This is a genomic window from Mycobacterium gordonae, assembly GCF_001417955.2.
Lineage (GTDB): Bacteria > Actinomycetota > Actinomycetes > Mycobacteriales > Mycobacteriaceae > Mycobacterium > Mycobacterium gordonae_B.
In genome coordinates this window covers 45,042-65,727 of the sequence record NZ_LKTM01000112.1, presented here as the reverse complement: position 1 = coordinate 65,727, position 20,686 = coordinate 45,042, and the positions used below count along the sequence as shown (strand labels likewise).

At 67.6% G+C, this 20,686-nt stretch carries 13 protein-coding genes; 8 read left to right on the top strand and 5 right to left on the bottom strand.

Features of this window, described 5'->3' with window-relative positions:
- Window positions 1-92 precede the first annotated feature (92 nt).
- From mycP to eccCa, 3 genes are read right to left on the bottom strand one after another with little or no spacing between them, the layout of a single operon-like run.
- Entirely contained in the window at window positions 93-1,478 is a 1,386-nt protein-coding gene (mycP, locus tag AO501_RS11125; protein ID WP_055577766.1) for a type VII secretion-associated serine protease mycosin, read from the bottom strand.
- Window positions 1,478-2,947: a type VII secretion integral membrane protein EccD gene (eccD, locus tag AO501_RS11120; protein ID WP_231752442.1), complete on the bottom strand. Its 1,470-nt coding sequence runs from the start codon at window positions 2,945-2,947 to the stop codon at window positions 1,478-1,480. Before eccD (AO501_RS11120) ends, mycP begins: the two co-directional genes overlap by 1 nt.
- The gene (gene eccCa, locus AO501_RS11115) at window positions 2,944-6,957 is read right to left on the bottom strand and encodes a type VII secretion protein EccCa (protein WP_055577914.1); all 4,014 of its coding nucleotides are present in this window, start codon (window positions 6,955-6,957) and stop codon (window positions 2,944-2,946) included. Before eccCa ends, eccD (AO501_RS11120) begins: the two co-directional genes overlap by 4 nt.
- 119 nt (window positions 6,958-7,076) lie before the next feature.
- On the opposite strand from eccCa, the gene eccD (AO501_RS11110) reads away from it, so the two are divergent.
- Window positions 7,077-8,561 (top strand): type VII secretion integral membrane protein EccD, encoded by a 1,485-nt coding sequence (eccD, locus tag AO501_RS11110; protein WP_055577765.1) that lies wholly within the window; start codon window positions 7,077-7,079, stop codon window positions 8,559-8,561.
- Window positions 8,562-8,566: 5 nt separating this feature from the next.
- Here the strand turns inward: eccD (AO501_RS11110) and eccB are convergent, their stop codons facing one another.
- Window positions 8,567-10,063, bottom strand: a complete 1,497-nt coding sequence (eccB, locus tag AO501_RS11105) for a type VII secretion protein EccB (RefSeq protein WP_231752441.1) — start codon at window positions 10,061-10,063, stop codon at window positions 8,567-8,569.
- A 120-nt stretch (window positions 10,064-10,183) separates the two neighbouring features.
- Between eccB and eccE the strand changes: the two genes are divergently transcribed.
- Together eccE and AO501_RS11095 are read left to right on the top strand one after the other, a co-directional pair.
- On the top strand, window positions 10,184-11,896 hold the full coding sequence (gene eccE / locus AO501_RS11100; RefSeq protein WP_231752440.1) for a type VII secretion protein EccE: 1,713 nt from the start codon (window positions 10,184-10,186) through the stop codon (window positions 11,894-11,896).
- A gap of 15 nt (window positions 11,897-11,911) precedes the next feature.
- Window positions 11,912-12,694, top strand: coding sequence for a DUF5336 domain-containing protein (locus AO501_RS11095; RefSeq protein WP_055577763.1), 783 nt, complete (start codon window positions 11,912-11,914; stop codon window positions 12,692-12,694).
- On the opposite strand, the gene AO501_RS11090 is transcribed toward AO501_RS11095, so the two are convergent.
- On the bottom strand, window positions 12,687-13,814 hold the full coding sequence (locus AO501_RS11090) for an FHA domain-containing protein (protein WP_197419820.1): 1,128 nt from the start codon (window positions 13,812-13,814) through the stop codon (window positions 12,687-12,689). The two genes, AO501_RS11095 and AO501_RS11090, sit on opposite strands and share 8 nt — an antisense overlap.
- Before the next feature lie 348 nt (window positions 13,815-14,162).
- On the opposite strand from AO501_RS11090, the gene AO501_RS11085 reads away from it, so the two are divergent.
- The 5 genes from AO501_RS11085 (at window position 14,163) to AO501_RS11065 (ending at window position 20,653) form a co-directional block, all read left to right on the top strand.
- Complete coding sequence (locus tag AO501_RS11085) at window positions 14,163-14,480, top strand: WhiB family transcriptional regulator (protein ID WP_055577762.1); 318 nt, start codon at window positions 14,163-14,165, stop codon at window positions 14,478-14,480.
- Between the two features lie 86 nt (window positions 14,481-14,566).
- A complete protein-coding gene (locus AO501_RS11080) occupies window positions 14,567-15,085 on the top strand; it encodes a YbaB/EbfC family nucleoid-associated protein (protein WP_055577761.1) in 519 nt (172 codons plus the stop codon).
- 42 nt (window positions 15,086-15,127) lie between these two features.
- Window positions 15,128-15,421, top strand: a complete 294-nt coding sequence (locus AO501_RS11075) for a hypothetical protein (protein WP_055577760.1) — start codon at window positions 15,128-15,130, stop codon at window positions 15,419-15,421.
- 76 nt (window positions 15,422-15,497) lie between these two features.
- The gene (locus AO501_RS11070; RefSeq protein ID WP_055577759.1) at window positions 15,498-20,405 is read left to right on the top strand and encodes a glycohydrolase toxin TNT-related protein; all 4,908 of its coding nucleotides are present in this window, start codon (window positions 15,498-15,500) and stop codon (window positions 20,403-20,405) included.
- Complete coding sequence (locus tag AO501_RS11065; protein WP_055577758.1) at window positions 20,402-20,653, top strand: hypothetical protein; 252 nt, start codon at window positions 20,402-20,404, stop codon at window positions 20,651-20,653. Before AO501_RS11070 ends, AO501_RS11065 begins: the two co-directional genes overlap by 4 nt.
- Window positions 20,654-20,686 lie beyond the last annotated feature (33 nt).

Below are 20,686 nucleotides of genomic sequence, written 5' to 3'. Positions count from 1 at the left end.
CTTTCCGCAACAAGAACGTGTTATTCGCCGTATTCAATTCTACGTAGCGCTAATCGCATAATTTTCAGTCCGATAAGCGACGATAAGCGCAATTACTTCAAGCGGCTCGAATCCCGCTGCCGTCTGGCCACCGAGAATGCGCACGCCACCGCGGCCAGCGCCACCGCACCCGCCGTCACCGAGAGGACGATGACGCGGGCGCGCTGGCTGCGGGGGTCGACGTGCGGACGTCCGGCTATCGGCTTCGCGGCCTCGGGGTTGGGCGCCTCATTGGGCGCGGGAACCCGATACGTCAACGCAGCGATAGGGTCCACCACGCCGTACCCGGTGGCCTCGTTGGGACCCGCGCCCGGCATGTGAGCGGTGCGTTTGATCAGATCGATGACCTGACCCGCGCTCAGTTCGGGGAAGCGCGACCGGATCAGCGCCACCACCCCTGACACGAACGGCGCGGCGAAACTGGTGCCGTTGACCGGCGCCAACCCCTGCTGGCTCATGACGGCATTGATCAGACCCGCCCCGTTGGAATCGAGCGAAAGGATCCGCTCGCCCGGCGCTGCCACCCCGACCCACGGCCCGTGCAGACTGAAATCGGCGGGCTCGCCCGACGTCGTCAGCGCGCCGACGGTCAGTACGTAATCGCTGAACCAGGCCGGGCTGGCGATGGTGCGTACCGAGTCCCAGCCGCTCTTGAGCGGCATGTTCGGATCGGGCATCGCGTTCTGGAGCTTGCACAATCCCTGGTTGTTGAAGTTGCCCGCCGCGGCCACCACCACCACGTTGTGCTCGTAGGCGTAGCGCACCGCGCGCCCGAGTAGGGCGTCGTCCAGGCCGCCACCGACCGGACTGCACGCCACTTCGGAGAGGTTGATGACGGTCGCACCCAGGCTGACCGCACGCGTGATGGCATATGCCAGCGTCACGGTGTTCCCATAGCCCGGCGAGGTGGCGTTGGGGTCGTTGGCCTGCCCGGACCCACCCTCTTTGACGCCGTAGACGGTGCTGTTCTGCCGGATCGAGAGAATGGTCGCCTCGGGTGCCACCCCCGCAAAGCCGTCGGCGGGGCTGGGCGCACCGGCGATGAGTCCGGCCACCAGGGTTCCGTGCGCGTCACAGTCCTGCAGGCCGTCGGTGCTGGAGACGTAGTCGCCGCCGCCCTCCAATTGCGGCAACCGGGGGTGCCGGTTGACACCGGTGTCGATCACCGCGACCTTCTGGCCCGCGCCGCGGGAGAACCGCCAGGCATCGGTGTAGTTGAGCATGGCTTCGGCGCTGGTCTGCAGGGTGAAGTCGGTCTGTGGCAGCACCCCGGTCGGGACTCCGCAGATGGCTTTGAGGTCGGTCGGCTCGGGAGGACCCACCGGCCCGTTCGGCGGCGGTCCGGGCTCCACCACCGGCGGCCGGATCGCCCACGCCGGCGCCGGGTCCATCAGGGTCGCCAGGATCAGCGCGGCCGACACCGCGAGCAACCGCTTCATCACAGTCCCAGCCGCTGGTAGACACCCACCACCCAGAGCGCCAGCGGGATCAGCGATCCGACGGCCAGGTAGTCCAGGTAGGCCAGCAACGTGACGACTCGCTGTCGCGTGCCGTCCGCGGGGATGACCAGGCCGGCCACCGTGGCACCACCCGCGACGGCCAGCAGTACGCCCAGCGCCGTCACGGGCATCGGCGCGAATCCGTCCTGCGCCATCACGCAGGTGCCGACCAGGATGACCACCGCCGGCACCGCTACCGCAGCGCGCTCGAACCAGGTGCGCAGCGTACGAGGGCGCAACGCCAGCACCGCGGCGACCGTGAGCGCGAACACGAACACCGGCCAGCCCACAACCGTGCCGCTGCGCAGCAGCAGCACCACGTAAACCGCGGCGGTGGAGGCCAATCCGGTCAGCAGCCCCGACCGCGTGATGGCAGCCGACTTCGCTCTGTTCCACACGGCCTCGGCTGTCGGCATCGCCGTACCCGAGTCCCCATCCTCGGTTGCGGCGGACGGCTCGAACGGATTCTCGAAATCCCAGTCCTCGCGGTTGGTTTCGACGGTGACGGTCGGCGTCTCAAATCGGCCCAACCGCGCTGTCAACCGTCGCACCGACAGGCAGCCCAGGATCACCACCACCGACGCGGTCACGAAGACGATGTCGGCGCGTGCCTGCAGGGCTCGACTCAGCAACGCGCCGCCAACCAACCCGAACGTCAACGCACCCGCCAGATAAGCCCAGTGCCCGGTGCCGATCACCCGGTCGTACACAACGCACAGCACCAGCACCGCACCACAGGCGCCGGCCAGACCGAAGTACCCGTAACGGCTCAGCAGCGCGAGGGCGATCCCGGCGGTGATCGGGATGGCCGCCCACCCCAGCGCGGCGGCTACGTCGTCAAGACGGTAAGAGCGGTGCGCCATCGTGGCACCGCCGACCAGCGCCAGCACCGCCGCGCCGGCCACACCGACCATCACGTACAGATTCGCCGCGCCGGGTCTGCCGACCAGGCAATAGGCGACCGCCAGCGCCGCGAAATGCACTCCGGCGAAAGCCATCCAGCGTGCGGATACCGAACCCCAGGCGGCATGAGCAGCCTTGTTCAGCCGGCCGACCGCGTCGACCACGTCGTCGTAGAGGGTCGGTGGCGTCAGTGCCTGGCGCGGCGACAGCCGCAGCAGTTCCCCACTGACCAGCCCGGCCTCGCGCAGCGTCTGTTCGGGTCGCAGCTCGGTGCCGCCGTGGAACCGGCTGAGCACCCAGAACGTGCGGCGTTCGTCTTTGGACGTCTCGTCGTCGGCGTCCCGGGAGCTGACCAGCCGCGCCACCTCCGGGACGAAGCCCGACACGGGAACATCAAGTGGCAGCGCGATATCCAGCTGCGTCCGGCCACCGAAGATCGATACCCGGATATGGTCGGGCGCGGCCGAGACCACCCGGACCCGTCGCAATTCGCTCACACCGGTCACAGGTCCGGCATCCTGGACAGCTGGATCACACCGCTCTTGGTCGTGCGCGAGATCAGCATTCCACGGCCGGGCGGCATCTCAGTGGCCTTGTAGCCGAACAATGCCCCTTCGTCTTTGGTTCCACTCATCACCAACGCGTTGCAGGACAGGTCCTTGAGCCGCCCGACGAAGGGGTCCATCATCGCGCGTCCGGCTCCCCCGATCCGGCGGGCGACCACGATGCGCAATCCGATATCACGCGCCTGCGGCAGGAACTCGACCAGCGGGCTCAACGGGCTGCCGATGGAACCGGTTGCGACCAGGTCGTAGTCGTCGATCATCACGAAGATGTCCGGACCCGACCACCACGACCGCTCCTTGAGTTGCTGCTGGGTGATGTCGCTGGGTGGGATCCGCTCCCGCAGCGTGCCCGCGAGGGCGGTCATCAGCTCCGTGCAGGACTGCGAGGCGGTGGCGTAGCCGCCCAGATAGTCGTTGCCGACCACGCCCAGCATGGAGCGACGGTAATCGACCAGCACGATCTTGCACTGCTCCGAGGTGGCGTTCTCCATCAGCCCGGTGGCGATGTTGCGCAGCAAACCGGTTTTGCCGCACTCCCCTTCACCGAACACCACCAGATGCGGCTGCACATCGAAATCCAGGACGACGGGCATCAATTCGGCTTCGTTGATGCCGATCGCGAAACGGGCCCTGCCCAGCCTTCCGGCCGAGCGCGCCACCCGGACCACCGCGGCGCGGTCCACCTTGTGCGGCAGCATCCGCACCCGCGGCGCCTGCCGGGTGCCGTAATGCGCCCGCATCGCCTTGACGGCGGCCGACACTCCCTCGGGCAGATCCTCCACCCCCGAATTGGAATCCAGGCGGGGCAGTGCGATCAGGATATGCAGCCGTTCGTGGCTCATGCCACGACCCGGCCGGCCGACCGGGATGAGTTCGTTGAACCTGCGGCCCACGTCGCTGTCCAGCGCATCGCCCAACTTGAGCTCGATGCGGGTGCCGAGCATGTCCTTGACCGCGGCCCGCATCTCCATCCAGCGCGTCGCCGAGATCACCAGGTGAATTCCGTAGGAAAGTCCTTGGACGGCAAGTGAGTTGAGGGTGGGCTCCAGTATCTCGAAGTCGCTGCGGATCGAGGCCCAGCCGTCGATGACCAGAAAGAGGTCACCGAACTTGTCCTGGCTCAACGGATCCCGGGCGGCCACCTCGGGGGGCAGCGTCGCCAGGTGCGCTTTGCGCTGCCGGAAGTCACGCATCGACTCGATGCCCAGATCGCGGAAGCGCACCTCCCGGGCGCGCAGCACCCCGGCCACTTCGGCCACCGTGCGCCGGATCCCGTCGGCGTCCATGCGGCCCGCGACCCCGCCCACGTGCGGCAGGTTGACCAGGCTCGCCAGCGTGCCGCCGCCGAAGTCGAGGCAGAAGAACTGCACCTGCTCGGGGGTGTGGGTAGCGGCGGCCGACATGATCAGGGTGCGCAACGCCGTCGACTTGCCCGACTGCGGCCCACCGACCACCGCCACATTGCCCTGAGCGCCGGACAGATCGACCATCAACACGTCGCGACGCTGATCGTAGGGCCGGTCCACCACCCCCATGGGTAGCCACAACCGCCCGTCGAGATTCTCCGGGGCCGACCAATCGGCATCCGCCAGAAGCTGATTCACCGCGGGGCTCTCATCCAGCGGCGGGAGCCACACCTCGTGCGCCGGGCGTCCGTGGCCCCGCAACCGCGACACCACGACGTCGAGCAGCGTGGTCCGCACCGGGGTCGACGAGACGCTGGGAGCTTCCGGCTCGACCGCGGGTGCCGCGGGCAACGCATCCTTCTTTACCGGGGTCGCCGTGAACAGCTTCGGCGCCAGCGCGCCCAGTTGCCTGCCGCGGCCGGTTTGCGCCCGGCGCGGCCGGACGTATTCGCCGGAGACATAGCAGGTGTTGAACCGGACCGGTTCGGCGGCATCGCATTTCAGGAACGCGGAGCCTGGGACGCTGGGCAGGTGATAGGCGTCCGGCACACCGAGTACGCTGCGCGACTCCCCGGCCGAGAAGGTCTTGAGGCCGATCCGGTAGGACAGGTGCGAATCCAGGCCGCGCAACTTGCCTTCCTCCAGCCGCTGGGACGCCAGCAGCAGGTGCACATGCAGCGACCGGCCCAGGCGGCCGATCATCACGAACAGCTCGGCGAAATCCGGCTTCTGCGAAAGCAGTTCGGAGAACTCGTCGACGATCACGAACAGCGCCGGCAGCGGATCCAGTTCTGCGCCGTTGGCGCGGGCGCGCTCGTACTCGTTGACGTTGGGAAAGTTGCCGGCCGATCGCAACAGCTCCTGGCGGCGGTTCAGCTCACCCGCCAGTGCGTCGCGCATGCGGTCGACCAGGATCAGCTCGTCCTCGAGGTTGGTGATGATCGCCGCGATGTGCGGCACCCCCTCCAGACCGAGAAACGTTGCGCCACCCTTGAAGTCGACCAGCACCATATTGAGCACCTCGGGCGAGTGCGAGGTGACCATCGACAGCACCAGCGTGCGCAGGAACTCCGACTTGCCCGAACCGGTAGCGCCGATACACAACCCGTGCGGGCCCATGCCGGACTCAGCGGACTCCTTGATGTCCAGTTCCAGCGGCTGGCCGTTGGGCGTGTAGCCGATGGGCACGCGAAGCCGCTCACGCGGAGAGCGCTTGCGCCACACCTGTTCCGGGACGATCTCGGCGGCATCGGGAATTTTCAGCAGCGCCATCAGGCCCGGGTCGGTGGCGCGTGCGTCGGCTTCGAGGTTGACGATGTGGGCGGCGCTGGCCAGCCGGTACCGGCCGATCCGGCGGGCGGTCGCCTCGGCCTCGGCCACCGTGATCGTGTCCGGCGTGGCAAAACGCTCGACACCGACCGCGGTGCGCGCCCCGACGTCGTCACCATCCACCACGAGTTGCAGGCCGCGCCGGTTGGCCGGAGCGTCGGCGCCGTTGAGGTCCAGCAACGTGACGCTGTCCAGGCCTGCGTCGGTCACCAGACGTTCGGTTCCGGCGATGTATCCGTCGTCGATCACCACCACGAGATGCTTGAGGCCCTTGGTCGGCTCGGCGTTGCGGCTGAACCGGCCCCGCTCCCCCAGATCCGTTGCCAGCGAACGCTCCAGCAGCTCCAATGTGGGGAACAGCAGTCGCATCGAACCCATGCCGTCCCGGGCCGTCGCGTGCTGGGCATGCGGCAACCACTTGACCCAGCTCCAGCTCTCGCCATCCGGATTGGCCGTAACCACGGCGACCTGGACGTGGTCGGGTCCGTGAAATGCGCACAGCTCCAACACCATCGAGCGCACCAACTGCCGAGCCAACTTCCGGTCGCCCTCGAAGGTGATGGCCGGGAACGCCCGCAGCGACACCGCGGTGGGCAGGGCGTGCACCACCGAGTGAGTTTTGACGAACCGGCGCAGCGCCACCGTCGACACCGGTTCCAGATCCTCGGGCGGGCCGGTCTCCGGTGCGAGCAACCGGGTGGCCAGGCGGTGGGTGCCGATGCCCACCCGGACATGGCAGAAGTCGGTGTCGGTGGGACGGCGTTCCCACATGCGGCGGGTGCCTACGACGTCGGCCAGCGCCCGCGGATCGGGGTGGCTCCACTCCAGCGCCGTGCGCTGACCCGCACCGGTCATGTCAGCGTCGTCGCGCAGATTGGCCAGGTAGCTGAAATAGTCCTTGCGCTCTTCGTTGAGTTCCGCAGCGGCCTTGCCGGATCGGCCACCACCTCCGATGAACATGCCGGCCATCGACATGACCATCATCATCGGGAAGATCAGGAACATCGGGTTCTTCATCAGATCCCGCCCGCCGACGGTCACCATCAGGGCGATCATCCCGATGACGGCGACGATCATCACGAATGGCAGCAGCCTCATCAGGAGGCTGCCGGGGATGACCCGCGGCACCTCGGGTGGCGGTTGCAGGTTGACCTCGCCGCCCGGCATCCGCGGCGGCGAAACCCGCAGGCGGCGCACGAAACCCTGCGTACTCAACGCCACATCCCTTGAAATCTCCCCAAATTCCCCGAAACTCAAAAATTGGCTCAGATTTGGCCCCCGGTGCCTAGGTAATGTCACCAGCAAATGACACAACCCCCAGGAGGCCGACAGCGATGACTCTACCGCCGTCGCTGTCGGAATTAGACGCGGAATCTGAGGCCGAGCCCACGCTCAGCCGGGTCACCCTGGTGGTCGGGGAGTTACGACTTGACGTGGGGTTACCGGCCGACAACAGCATCGCCGGGTTCATCGACGACGTCATCGACATCGCCAACGAGCAACTCGCCGCACACCCTGGCACCGACGACCTCATGTTCGACACCACCGAGGGAAAGTGGACCCTGGCCCGCCTCGGTGACGACGCGATCGATCCCGGCCGGTCGCTGAGCGAAGCCAACGTCTACGACGGCGAGTTGCTGATGATCCGGGCGTTGGACCAGCCGAGCCGCCGGATGCTGTTCGACGACGTCGAAGACGAGGCCCGCCACGAAGAGCACCCCACCCTGGACTGGTTGTCCCGTGACGCACGCCTGGTCACCTGCTTCGGTGTCGGACTGGCCGCCGCTCTCACCGCCGCTTTCCTGCTGCCGCGCCGCGCCACCGAGTTCTATGTGCCGGCGACCGCCCTCGGTGTCGGTGTCCTGGCCGTGATCGCCGCGTGCGTGATCGCGCACCGTTCGGCGGGCGCCCGGCGCTCGGAATGGCTGGCGGCGGTGGCCACCCCGCTGTTGTTCGGCGGCGCGCTGTACGTGGTTCCCGACGGCTTCGGCGCGAAGTCACTGCCGATGGCGTTCGGGTTGACCGGGCTCGCCTCACTGCTGGTGTTGCTGGTCACCGGACGCGGTCGCGCCCTGCACACCGCGGTGATCTCGCTGGCCGTCATCGGCGGCGCCGCGGGAGCGGCCGACCTGCTCTGGGATCCGGCGCCGCGGGCCGTCGGAGCGGTGCTGGCGACGGTGTCGGTGATCGTCGTCTACCTGTCGCCCCGCGTGACAATCCTGCTGGCCAAGCTGCCGGTGCCGCGGGTACCGACCGCCGGCGAGCCGCTGGATGACATCGAGACCCAGGGCGGCACCACCGTCGAAGGCGTCAATGCCGTCGGCAAACAGGTGATCCCGACCGAGGAGGGCATGATCGTGCGGGTCCGCAGGGCCGGCCAGTACCTGACCGGCATCCTGGCCGCGGCCGCGGTCACGGCGACCGCCGGATGCTATCTGGCGCTCGATCTCAGTGACGGGTTTTATTGGCAGGGAACCGTTTTCGCGGTCGTAGTGGCCACCGTGCTGTGCCTGCGCGGTCGCAGCCATCACGATCTGGTGCAGTCCGCCACGCTGATCGCCGCCGGGACGGCGATCGCGCTGCTGTCCATCGTCGAGATTGCGGTCGGCCTCGACGGGTGGCAGGTCTACGCAACGCTGTCGCTGGTCGTTCTGATGGTGTTGATGGTCGCCTGCGGTGTCATCGCGCCGCGACTCGAGTTCTCACCGGTGATGCGTCGGCAGGTGGAGATCCTGGAATACCTCGCGATCGTCCTGGTGTTCCCACTGTGCTTCTGGATCGTGCGGCTCTACGCGGTATTCCGCGAGCTGCGCTTGTAGCCGCCTCACGACTTCGGCGGTTCGACCTTCAATCCGCGCGGGTCGGCGCCCATCCCGTCGTGCGCGACCAGCGCCGCCTCCTGAGACAACTCTGGACCGGCCGGTAACAGTGAAACGACCGGCCAGGGCGCCAGTTGCGGAACGTCGGCGTCGACGCGGGGATCGTGAACGCCGGTCACCCCGAGCGCGCCGGCCGTCGGCAGGTCCTTGATGTGGTACCGCACCCCGGCGTCGGAGACGTAGAACAGCTGCCCCAGGGCGCGGCTGTCCGCTTCTCCTCCGGTCGCCTGGACGTATTCGCCGCTGCCGGGCTTCACGTACACCGAGTCGACGCCCGGCCCGTTGCCGTCTCCGGTGGCCAGCCCGACGGGTTGGGCACCGTCCGGAATCGGCAGCCGATGCCCGACCAGCAACCCGACTGCTGCCTGCGCGGCGGAGTTGGACCGGTCCCACGTCATGCACACCACCCGGTCCGGCTCGGTGTTGACGATCTGCGGCGACACGGCCGGGTAGTGGTCGATCGCCAGTGAATGCACGAGGGGGACGCGGCTGATCACCGAGGGCGCCACTTCCCGCGCTCCCTGCGAGGAGGCTTCGCCGGGGTTGCTGTAGCGGATGATGTCGGCCGCCGCCGAGGACACCGGCTGCAACCCGTCCGGCAGCACGACGTACAGCTGCTCACCGCGGGAGTCGACGGTCTTGACGATCGAGCCCACCGGGAATCCGGCGGGCAGGCCGGGAATGGCAGTGCCGGCACCCGGGATCGTGACCGCCCGGATGGGTGGCACCAGCGGAAAGGCGTTGAGCAACGCTCCGGAGATCGGGCGGGTCTGGGCGTTCTGCAGGTGCAGGGCATTGAGGACCACCGAGTCGTTGGGGTCGATCACCGCGCGCACGCCGCCGTAGATCAGATAGGAGGTATCGCCCGATCGGACCAGCAGCATCTGCGCCGGCGACGCCTTGCCGATGTCTTCGTTGAGCGTGAGGTCGCCGGCGATCACCGTGGTCTGCACGCTCGCCACACCGACGCTCTTGGCCACATCCGGTGTGGTGACCGAGTCACACGCGGTCCACACCGAGGTCCGCATGTCCGCACCGGCGTGAATGCTGTTGGGGGCGCCGATGATTCCCACCATGGGCCCGCGCGGCAGCTGATTCAGCCATTTGTCGCTGACGGATTTCGGGGCGTCCGGCTTCCCGGTGATCAGGCGTGCGGACGCGAGGTTGAGAACCGGGTGCAGGCGATCGCCGATGCGGACGTACAGGCCGCCGTTGGAGGTGCTCAGCAGGATCTGCGCATTTCCGATGTTGGGTGACGGCTTGAAGAAGGCCAGCACCCCGGCCGCACCGGTGATCAGGATGGCGATCACCAGACCGACGAGCAGCGAGCGGATCTGGCCGCGCATCGGGTCGTGGATCATCCGGGAGTCGGCGCGAATCAGCGCATGCTCCAACCGGCGGATCAAGAACCGATAGCCATTGACCTGCGCGCGCGTAGTCACTTGCGCGGGCATAAACACCCCCATCAGCGTCGGGCAAGCACCGAGCCTCGGTAGCGTATAACAACGTCAGCGGCCAAATCCGCGCGAATTTTCACCCACCGCTGTGGATAGGATCGCTCTGTGCCGCGTCGTCCCGCCCACCCAGCGGCGACGCCCGCAAAGGGCGCGCCTTCGGAACAGAACGAGTTGCGGTCGACGACCGACATCGGCGCCGCGCGTCTGCTGCCCCTCCCCGACCTGCTGGTCCTGCAACTGATCGTGGCCGCCGGGACGGTGACAGCGCCGCTTCTCGGTTTCCCGGGCTGGCAGGGCAGCATCGCCGGGCTGGCGCTCGCTCTGGTCCTGGTAGTCCGGCTGCGTGGCACGACGCTGCCGCGGTTGGTCGCGTCACGGACCGGGTTCTGGTGGCAGCGACGTCGACGAATCCGGAAAACCACACCGGCCGAACCATTCGACGTGCCGATGGCTGACGGTTCCCTGATCGGCTTTCGTTGGGATGGAAGCACTTTGATGTCGCTGCTGCAGATCGAAGAGAACCCGCAGGCGATGACGATCATGGAGCCGGGCATGACGGTGTCGGGGGAGACCGTCCCGGTGCAGGCTCTGGTGGACTGCCTGCGGCAGTTCGACATCACGCTGGATTCGATCGACGTGATCAGCCAGGGCGCCCGGTCGCAGGGCCACAGTCAGGTCGCCGCGGTGTACGACGCGGTCCTGGGCCCGCTTCCGGCGATCGCCCAGCGCAACGTGTGGATCGCCATCCGCCTCGACCCGTCGCGGTGTGCCGCCGCGGTGCGCCGGCGCGGCGGCGGCCGCAACGGGATCATCCGAACCGCCGGCACCGCGACCCGCCGGGTGGCCGACAGGTTGACCGAGGGCGGCCTGCGTACCCGGGTATTGACCGCCGGCGAGATCGGGCAGGCCACCAACCAACTGACCGACGGCGTGGATCTGACCACCGTCGAGGAGACCTGGCGCACCTGCCGGGAAGGCCGCTTCCGGTTGCGCAGCTTCGCGATCAGGCCACGCATGCTCACGACGGCCGGGCTCGGCCTGCTGTGGACCATCCCCAGTTACTCGACCACCATGACGCTCTCGTTGCGCCACGACGATCTTCGTGGGCCGATCCAGGTCCGGGGAATGGCCCGATTCGACACCCACGGCCGGGCCCGCATCCAACTACGCGGCCTGACCCACTTGCGTGGGCAGCAGTACTCCGCCCTGGCCGCCAGCCTGCCGGTGCCCCCGCCACCCCGGCCGGTTGAAAAGTGGTCGTACGCAAGCGATCCAGCCGATATTCAGGACCTGCGCATACCCGCCTCCGGCTGCGGGCAGGTGATCGGCGCGGACGACCTCGGGCGCGCGGTGGCGCTGTCGCTGTTCGGCCCGCAGATCCGGCGCGTCGAGATCGCCGGCACCTTGCATCTGGCCCAGCAGGTGGTGTTGCGTTCGCTGGCTCTGGGGGCGCACGTGCTGGTGCACAGCCGGCGTCCGACGAAGTGGCGCACCATGGTCGACGAGGTGGACGACCACGATCTGCTGTGGGTGTCGGACTTCAACCGCGGGTCCATGCAGGCCGGCGCCGATCGCAACTACTCGGTCGAGATGTTCGACGGAGTGGCCGAGCAATCCGTGCGAGTGGGTGTGACCGCGATCGTGGTGGTGCCGCCCAATTCGCCGGTGACGGCCAACGCCGACGTCGCGCTGGAATCGCTGAACATAGACACCGATACCGTCAAGGTGAGCACGCGCACCGGCTCGTCGGTCGTGACCATGGTCGCCACCGACGAAGAGATGCGCTACCTGAAAGCGTCGTTCGCCGCCGAAGACTGACTCAGAGGAGCGATCATGGCCTACCCTGGCAGCCAGAGCTATCACCCGGCCGACCATGCCGGCGGCTATTCACAGTGGACCCCAAAACCCGAGACCGGCACCAAGGTTTCACACCGCCAATTGACCTGGGCCGTCCTGCTCCTGGGCGGGTGTTCCTATCTGGTGAGTTTCGGGCCGATGCTCAACGGCTTCGGGATCGACTGGGATGTGCGCTTCGCCGTCCTGGCCGGGCTGCTCGCCGGTTTCGCACTTCTACCCCGGCAGACGTCACCATCCGGCCAGTCCGGCAAGATCGTCGCCGCGCTGGCGACGATCGGATTCCTCGATGCCCTGTCCCGCGTGCTGGTCCTTCCCGAGGGCGTTCAGCCCGGCTGGGCCATGTGGGTTGTGTTGGTGCTCAACGGTTTACAGGCCGGCGCGGCCGTCGGCGCACTGCTGACTCAGCCGAGCGGGTCCGATGAGCAACAAGCCTGGTACGCGGCATACGCCGAGCAGTACGCACAGGCCGCGGCCGAGTACTACGGCGAGTACGCAGACCAGGACCCACCCGAGGCCGGATACGAGAGCGGAACCGCACACGCCCAACAGGCGCAGCAGGTCTCCGCTCCGGAACCCAGACGGGCCGTGGCACCGCAGCAGGCGAGCTACGACGACTTCGTCGGCCACGCACAGCCCGGGCAGGCGTCCACCCCGCATGCGGCACCGCCGGCGGCCGGCCTGCCGAATATGGGGCATTCGGCGGCGCCCGCCGAACAACAGCACGTTGCGAGCGAGCCGGAGTACCGCACGTCTAACTGACCGAGAGCTGCCCGATCAGCGTGGTGATCGCGGCTGCCACGTCGTCAGGGATGGGCCGTTCGGCCTCGGCGTCAGCCAGTGCGTCAGCGTGCAGGCCCGCGGCGGCCGCGGCCTCGTCGAGGCTGAGGGCGGCGCGGTGGCGAGCTTCGTAAAGCCGTTGCCCCAGCGTCGCATTCGGAGATTGCGCGGCCTTGGCCATCACATCGTTGTAGGTGCGCCGCACGGTGCTCAACGCCAGCACCACCGAGGGGGTGCCTTTGGCATTGCGGGCCGCGCTGGCCGCGACGTTCTCGAGCTTGCGCAAGTCGGCCAGGATCTTGGTGACCTTCGGGGTGAACGCGGGTTCCGACGGTTCGGGCAGCTCTTGGGTGGCCGCACTGATGGAGTGCATCGCCAGTTCGACCGCCTCGGCCATCAGCGGCGCTCGAACCGTGTCGGTGAGCGACTCGGTCGCCTCGTCGGTGACGCCCGGCATCTCGGCCGGCGCGGTCGCCGGCCCCGAGATCGGTATCACCGCAGATCCGCTCCGGATGCGGGCGATGGTGCCTGGCGACCACTGCAACGCCTTCTCGAGCTTGGCCAGCGTGCCGCGCCGCGGCCAGCTACGTCCCTTCTCGAAGGCGATCAATGTGCCGGCGTTGATGATCTTGTCCTTGGCCAGGCCGCGCTGGGTGATCTCGAGTTCGCTGCGGCGCGCGGCCACCGCCTGCCCGGCGCGCGCGACACCCGGGTCGAGGTCGGCATCCCACCACTCGTCCTCGTCGGGCTCGGGGAGGTCGATCACGCCGGTGACATCGTCGGCCTCCGGTGTCAGCGTGACGGGAAAACCCTCTGGGTTGGCCAGGTGCAGGGTTGTCGCGCCGGAGACCAGCACCGAACTGCGCCGCACGCCGTCCAGATACATGCCATTGGTGCTGGTGTCGATGGCCTGCCAGCCTTCGCGGTGGGGTTCCAGACGAACATGCCAGCGCGAAATCCTGTCGTCGGCGAGACGAACGGTGGCCGAGTTGTCCCGGCCGATGATGGCGATACCCGCCCGCGGGTCCAGAGTGTGTACCTCATCGCCGAGTCGCACCACCAGAGCAGGTGGCCATTTGTACACCGCCTGGTCAGACGTCACTGCGCTTCTCCCCCGGCTCGAACCCAGAAGTCTCGGGCACGTCGCAAAAGCCTTCCGTCGGCACTACGTTTGTAGATGCTACATCTTTCCCGCTACGGCTCTGCAGCCGACATCGCACCCTGGACATATTTTTACCGCCTTATCTGCGGTTTTTCCGCGCGAGTCGGCGTGGCCCGGTAATAATCCGAACAAGACAAGTGCCACGATTCAGTTGTAGTACACATGTCTAACACCGCCGAGTTAGACTTAAAGTTGTAGCTGCTACGGTTTAGATGTTGCGTTGATGCTAGATTTGTGGTTATGTCGTCGCATCGACGGCGCGTGCGCGCCCGAACTGGGAGGAAAGCGATGACTGCTGCGGCAATTCCGTTGTCCACACCGCTGAACGAGTACGTTCCGGCGTGCACCAGCGAGCCCGAGCGATGGACTACCACCGAGCCCGATGAGGATGCCAAGGCGCTCTGTCTTGCGTGCCCCCGGCGGTGGCTGTGCGCCAGCGAGGCCTACCAGGTCACCGGCGTCGAGGGTTTGTGGGCGGGAGTGGTGATCCCCGAGTCCGGACGGGCACGTGATTTTGCGTTGCGCCGACTGCGCGCTCTGGCCGAACGCGGCGGCTACCACGTTCGGCCGCGCCGTCGCGGGCGGCCCCGCGGATCGCGCAACTGAGCCCCGGGCAGGGGGAACTCGCGCATGTTTGTCCGCCGGCGGCACCGTAAACTATCGGCACAGCTCAGATCGGTATGGGGGAAGCAGTGAGCGGTCTCGGTGACCTGTTCGGCGGCGTGAGTTCCGACGGGCTCGATGTCGAGCAGTTGCTGTCGCATCTGCAGGAGTTCACCGGTGCGGCAGCCCAATCCGCGCAGCGGATGGCGATCGAGACCGCGGACGCCTGGTCGAAGGACGACCTGGCGCACGTCTGGGTGAATGCCCAGGGTGTCGTCGTTCAGGTCGAGTTCGACGACCGCCTGTTCCCCGAGGCAACCGGCGCCGAGGCAGGTGTCGCAGTGGTGCAGGCCGCGCAGGCGGCCGCTGCCAAGATGCGGGCGAAGACCGACGAATTTCAGACCGGGTTGTGGCAGCAGGTGGCTCAGTTCGGCGTCCGGCCGATCAACGAGATCGACGAGTTCAAGGCGATGCAACCGCAGGTGCCGCTGTCGGGCCCCGGTTCGCGGGAAAGGCGTGCGGCCGCCGAACTCAACCCCGGCGCGGGGACCGGTCACGCGGACATCGACTCGCAGGATTGGCGGCCGAGCATCCGCGATAAGGACTGATCGCGACAGCAACTGAAGGTCGGGCGATGAAGGAGAGGCACCATGGCAGAACGGTTCGAGTATGACGACGGGACGGCCCGCGCGGGTATCTCCCAGTTCGATGAACTCGGAGCCTCCCTCGGCTCGTTGATCGACAGCTTGAGCAGCGAGCTGTCCGGTGATTCGCCGTGGTCGCATGACAAGATCGGCTCGAGTTTCGCCGGCAAATTCGACCCGGATCGTTCGAAGGTGATCGGCAATGCGGGCGATCTGCGCAAGGCCATACAGAGCGTGGCGCCGACACTCACCGACGCTGCCGACGAAATCGTCGCTCAGGACGGCGGCACGGCCGGCTAAGCGCCGCCCTGGACCGACCGGAACCATTGCCGTGAAACGTTTTTGGGCTTGCCTCAACATCTCGGGCGCCTGATCCGTGGGCATCGAGATCCCCGGTTGGCTGCGGTGGGTAGGCGACCTCATCGGCGAGCCGTTCCCCGAAGGAGACGAGACTGCGTGCCGCCGCCAGGCCGACCGATGGCGGCATTACGCAGATCAGTTGGAGTCGCACAGGGACGGACTGTCCGCCGCCACGCGGACGACTTTGTCCGGATTCACGTCCGGCGAGCTTCACGACACCCTGGACGAGTTGCTCAAACCGTACGGCTCGTCGATCGACCAGATCGCCGGGCAGTTACGCCAGTTGGCGGACGCGGTCGACAATGTGGCGACCGAAATCGAGTTCGCCAAAGAGATGTTCATCGCGAATCTTGCCGCGCTGGCCGCGACTCTGGTCGCGCTGGCCGCGTCTGCATGGATCAACTGGGGCGCTCCTGTCGAGGCTGCGGCAGCCATCGCCGGCATCGAACTTGTTATCAGCCAAGGCATTCGGGCAGCAGCCGCGAAAGTAGCCTCCGAAGCCCTCGCCCGGGTGATCGCCCAGCTCGTCACGCGCGCACTCGGTAGCGCAGCGGTCAACGCCGGCATCTCCGCAGGACTCAACGCGGGCATCCAGGGCCAGCAGATGGTGCAAGGCAACCGGCATGACTTCGACTGGGAATCTTGGCGGAATGACGTCGCGTCCGGCGCCATCTCGGGCGCTGTCATGGGACCGATCCTCAAGGGCGCGCACGATTTCGACGCAGGCTCCGCGTTAGGTAACCGCGCCAAGAACTTCGGCGCGTCATTCGTCGGCAATGCCGGTGGCGCGGCGGCGGCGCAGCAGGCCTTGACGGGGCACGTCAATCTCGCCGACGCGTTGGGCGCCGGCGCGGTGTTCGGTGCGGTGGACGGGGTGCGCAGTCCGGGCGTGCACGGCGGCGGCCCGGACACACCCGTGCTGACCGGCGACCGGCGGGGCAGTCCTCTGGTCGAGCCCTTGCCGGCGACGCAGCATCAGCAGACGCCGATCGAGTCGTCCCCGAGCGTCGCCGGTCGGCCCGCCGACGTGAGCTCCGCTCGGCCTGCCGATGTGGATGTACCGTTCAACCTCGGTTCGCCGCCGCACGACGCAGTACCTATGAATCCCAGTGGGTTTGCCGGCGCCGAGACCGCCACCCCGCAACCTTCCGCACCCACGTCCCACACCGGCGTCACCGACGCCCCGATGACGGGATCGCCGTCCGCCGCCTCACCGGCTGCCGGCCACGGCGCATCAGCTTCGACGGGACCGCCCACGGCGCCCGCCGGCCATGCCGGCCCGTCGACCGCCGGCCCACAAGCTCCGGCCGCGCGCGCGGGAGTGTCCGACGGGGCCGCTGCCCCTGCCGCCCGTGCATCCGACGCCGTCACGCCGACAGGTCCCAACGCGCATCCGGGGCGGGGCGCAGCGGATCCGGCTCGTGAGGTCGCCGCACAGCCGAGTCCCGAATTCCTTAGGGAAGCAACGGCATCGCGTGACGTCTCGGCTCCGCGTGACGCGCCGCCGCCACGTGATGCTCCCCCACCACACGACACCCGAACGGCTCCAGATGCGCAGCCGGCTCGCGACCCGCAGCCGCGACGCGACCCTGTGTCGGCCCGGGACGGCCAACCACCGCGCGACGGCCAGGCGCCACGGGATGCCCAGTCAGCAGGAGACGCAAAGTCTTCCCGCGACAGCACCGCTGACACCGGGGACAGGTCGCGTCCTGCGGCCCCGGAGAGTCGATCTACGCGCGAGACCCACGCCGACACCGTGCGGCGCGCGGATTCTGCGCCCGGTCATGGCAAGAGCGGCGCTGAACACGGGGAGAACACTCCCGATCCACTGCTCCCGCGCACCACAGCAGACACGCCACCCATCATCGCGGCCGCGGGGTCACCCGAGACCGGCCGGTTTCGTCCGACACCGTCCGACACCGTGCGCCCACCGGGTCCACAGGGTGGAGATCGGCACCCGGCAGCCGACGACCCGCCGCCCCGGCGTCCGGAGGGCGACACTTCGCGCGGCGGTGACGACCTCCCGCCGCCGGGGCCCGATCCCGTCGACCCGACGGGTGTGGGCAACCCGGCCAATCATCGCAATTACGGACCCAATGAGCTTGCTCGGCTTGAAGATCACGCGCATCAGACCGCGCTGGAGCAGGCTCTGCGAAAGCCGAACGGCGAGTACCAGATAGGGGCCGACCCACGTACCAACGCCTATGGTGCCCTCGTCAATGACGGCGGCCCGGCCGTCGACGGACGTGCCAACCAGGGACGCCCTGTCGAGGGTGGCGATGTCTCGCGCCGTGTGGATGAGCCGGCACAATCGAGGAACCTGGCCAGAGAAGGCGACGGTGATGCGCTAGTAATCGACGCCGCGGCTTCCGACCCCGGTGCCGGTGACCGCGGGCGCGGGGTCGCCTCTGACCCGGATCCCGCACACGCGCGGGGCGTGGCGAATGAGGCTCTGTGGAAACGTATTCCGCCGGTCCGCCCCGAAGAGGTTCGACATCACCTGGCGGACAGCGCTTTCGGCGAGCAACGGGCCAGGGACAACGCCACCTGGTGGCGCGAGCTCAGCGGCGAGGAACAGCGCGCGCTGATCGACTCCTACTCCCGCGAAATCGGTAACGCCGAAGGCATTCCCGCCTGGGCGCGCACCGAGGCGAACGAGCACCAGCTGTCCCGATTGCACGACGAGTTGCAGGCTCGCAGAGACGCGGGCGAGCACCTGAGCCGTCGAGAGGTCAAGCAGCTCAGGCGCTTTGACCAGATACGACGCACACTCGACAACGCCCGTGCCGAACTCGCGGGCCGCGGCGGTCAAGTCCACATCCTTGCATTTGATCCGCACGCCTTCGGCGGAGACGGCCGGATCGTGGTCAGCGTGGGACACGACCCCCACCACGCAGAGTCGGTTTCCTGGCATGTTCCCGGGATCACCACCACCATCGCCAGCCTGGACATCAACCTGACGAATGCGCTGAACCATCTCGAATCGACCCGCAGAGAGGACCCGCACCTCGCGGCCGCGTCGATCGCATGGATCGGTTATGACGCGCCCAGCGGTAAGGGATTGATCCGGACGCCTTTTCGCGGGCTGGCCCGGGCGGGAGGGGCCATTTTGCGGTCCGACGTCGCGGCTTTCAACTCCGCCGTCAGTGTCATCAGGGGGCACCTCAACGACAACCACATCTTCGGTCACTCCTATGGTTCCACCACCACAAGCTTCGCCGGCAGCGACGGAGGGCTGGCCGGACATGTCCGCTCCGTCACGCTGCTGGGCTCGCCCGGCGCCGCGGGCCAGCACCGCGCAAGCGAGTTCGAGATCGGCGACCGCGTCTTCGTCGCATCGTCATCGCGTGACCCGGTCACCGCGGCCGGCGCTCGCACTCCCGTATGGCGTGGAAGGGTCCGGGGCATCGGGCTCGGAATGGATCCCGCCATGCAGGGCTTCGGGGCGACGCGGATCACCGCCGAATTCCCGCACCACATGGACAATTGGGACACCAAAGGCACTCACACGGCGTACTACGCGTTTGATACCCGGCTCGGGGTACGCACCGAGTCGCTCGCCAACTTCGGCCGCATCGCAGCGGGTCACTTCGACGAGGTGCAACTCGATCAGCATCGAACCGCGCGACGGTGGTGGAGTGCCGGAAAGCTGACCGACGAACCCGTAGTGGGCCGCCCGCTGCGATTGGAGCCGACCAACGGCGAGCCCTATTCAGTCAATCGCCGCATCTGGGACCCTGACTGGCACTCCGGCCATCCCGAAAACCATGCCGATGCCCAACAATCCCTCGTCGCTGAAGGCGGCGTGCAACCTCGCGTGCCCAACGTGCACGAGGGTCGGTGTGCTCACGATGTCAGCGACTTTCTATCCGAGCGTTACGGCCGCGACACCGCATTGCGCGCCGGGTCGACACCGTCGGGCGTACCCGCCAGAAATCTCTTCGAAGCATGGGGATCCGCGTCAAACTTTGCGAGCTACAACGAAATCCACGACGCGCTGATACGCCACGGTGACGGGTCGGCTGCGCTTCTCACGTCTCAGTGGGCAGGAGGTTCCGAGCAGGGAGGGCATGCCTACATCGCCGTGAATGACGGCGGCGCGGTGTATCTGGTCGACCGCTTCGAGCGATCGGGATGGCCGCCGTCGTGGGGCCAAGACGCGGTCGACAGGACCGCCGTCGGCTACTTCGATCGTTACGGCAACCCGATCGAACCCTTGTCCGGCACGCCCGCTCACCTTGCGGCGGCCGACTCGATAGGACACGTGGCGGGCGCCGAACCGGGCCCTGGCGACAACGGCCCTGCACCTGTCACCCCGCAGCGCGATTACGATGCCAGCGGCCACACAATTCCCACCGACCGACTCGTCCATCCTCAAGCCGAGCTACTCGATCTGAGCCTGTTGGACGGCGCGGCCGCAAACCCGCACCGGGTCAGCGACGCTTTGGCGCCAGGCGTACCCAGCACACATCCGGAAGTTCAGCACATGGTTCTCGAAGGCTATGACCCGCTCGCGGGCCTGGGCGAGAAGGCCTGGAATGACAGATACTGGCCGACCGGCAACCGTGACGCGCACGGCAACCCGGAGCTTGTCTGGCCGGACCCCGGCACGCATCCGCAAGGTTTCGCTACCCCCGAGTCACGCACACCCGTGGTGCTCAACCCGGGACAGGTTTTCGACCGATTCGGGCCGGGTTTCGGCGTGTTCGGCTCACCGCCGGGCACGTCGTTTCCCGAACGTGCGTTGCCCCCGCACAGCCTTGACGCCGGCTTCCATCGCTATGAAGTGCTGCGTCCCGTCCCGGTCTGGGAGGGCCCGATCGCACCCGCCATGGGTCAGCCCGGCGGCGGTGTTCAGTACTACTTCCCGCGCTCGATCGTCGACCTGGTGAATGCCGGCTACTTGAGGGAGATCCCGCTGTGAATCTGGACGAACTGGCCCGCGTACTGGACGCGATCGGCATTTCTGCCCAAGTGCTGGCTTTGGGCGGTCATGCGGACTATTCGTGGTGCGTCGAACGGGCCCAGGACGGTGCGTGGGAAGTGTACTGGTCAGAGCGCGGAAACAAGAACGGGCTCGTCCGGCTGCCTACCGAGACGGATGCGTGCTACCAGTTGCTCGGCCGGCTGGCCTATAGCCAGCTTCTCGCAGGGGCGATACGGCCGTCATGAACCTGACGCGCCGCCGGATTCACAGCCAGACGC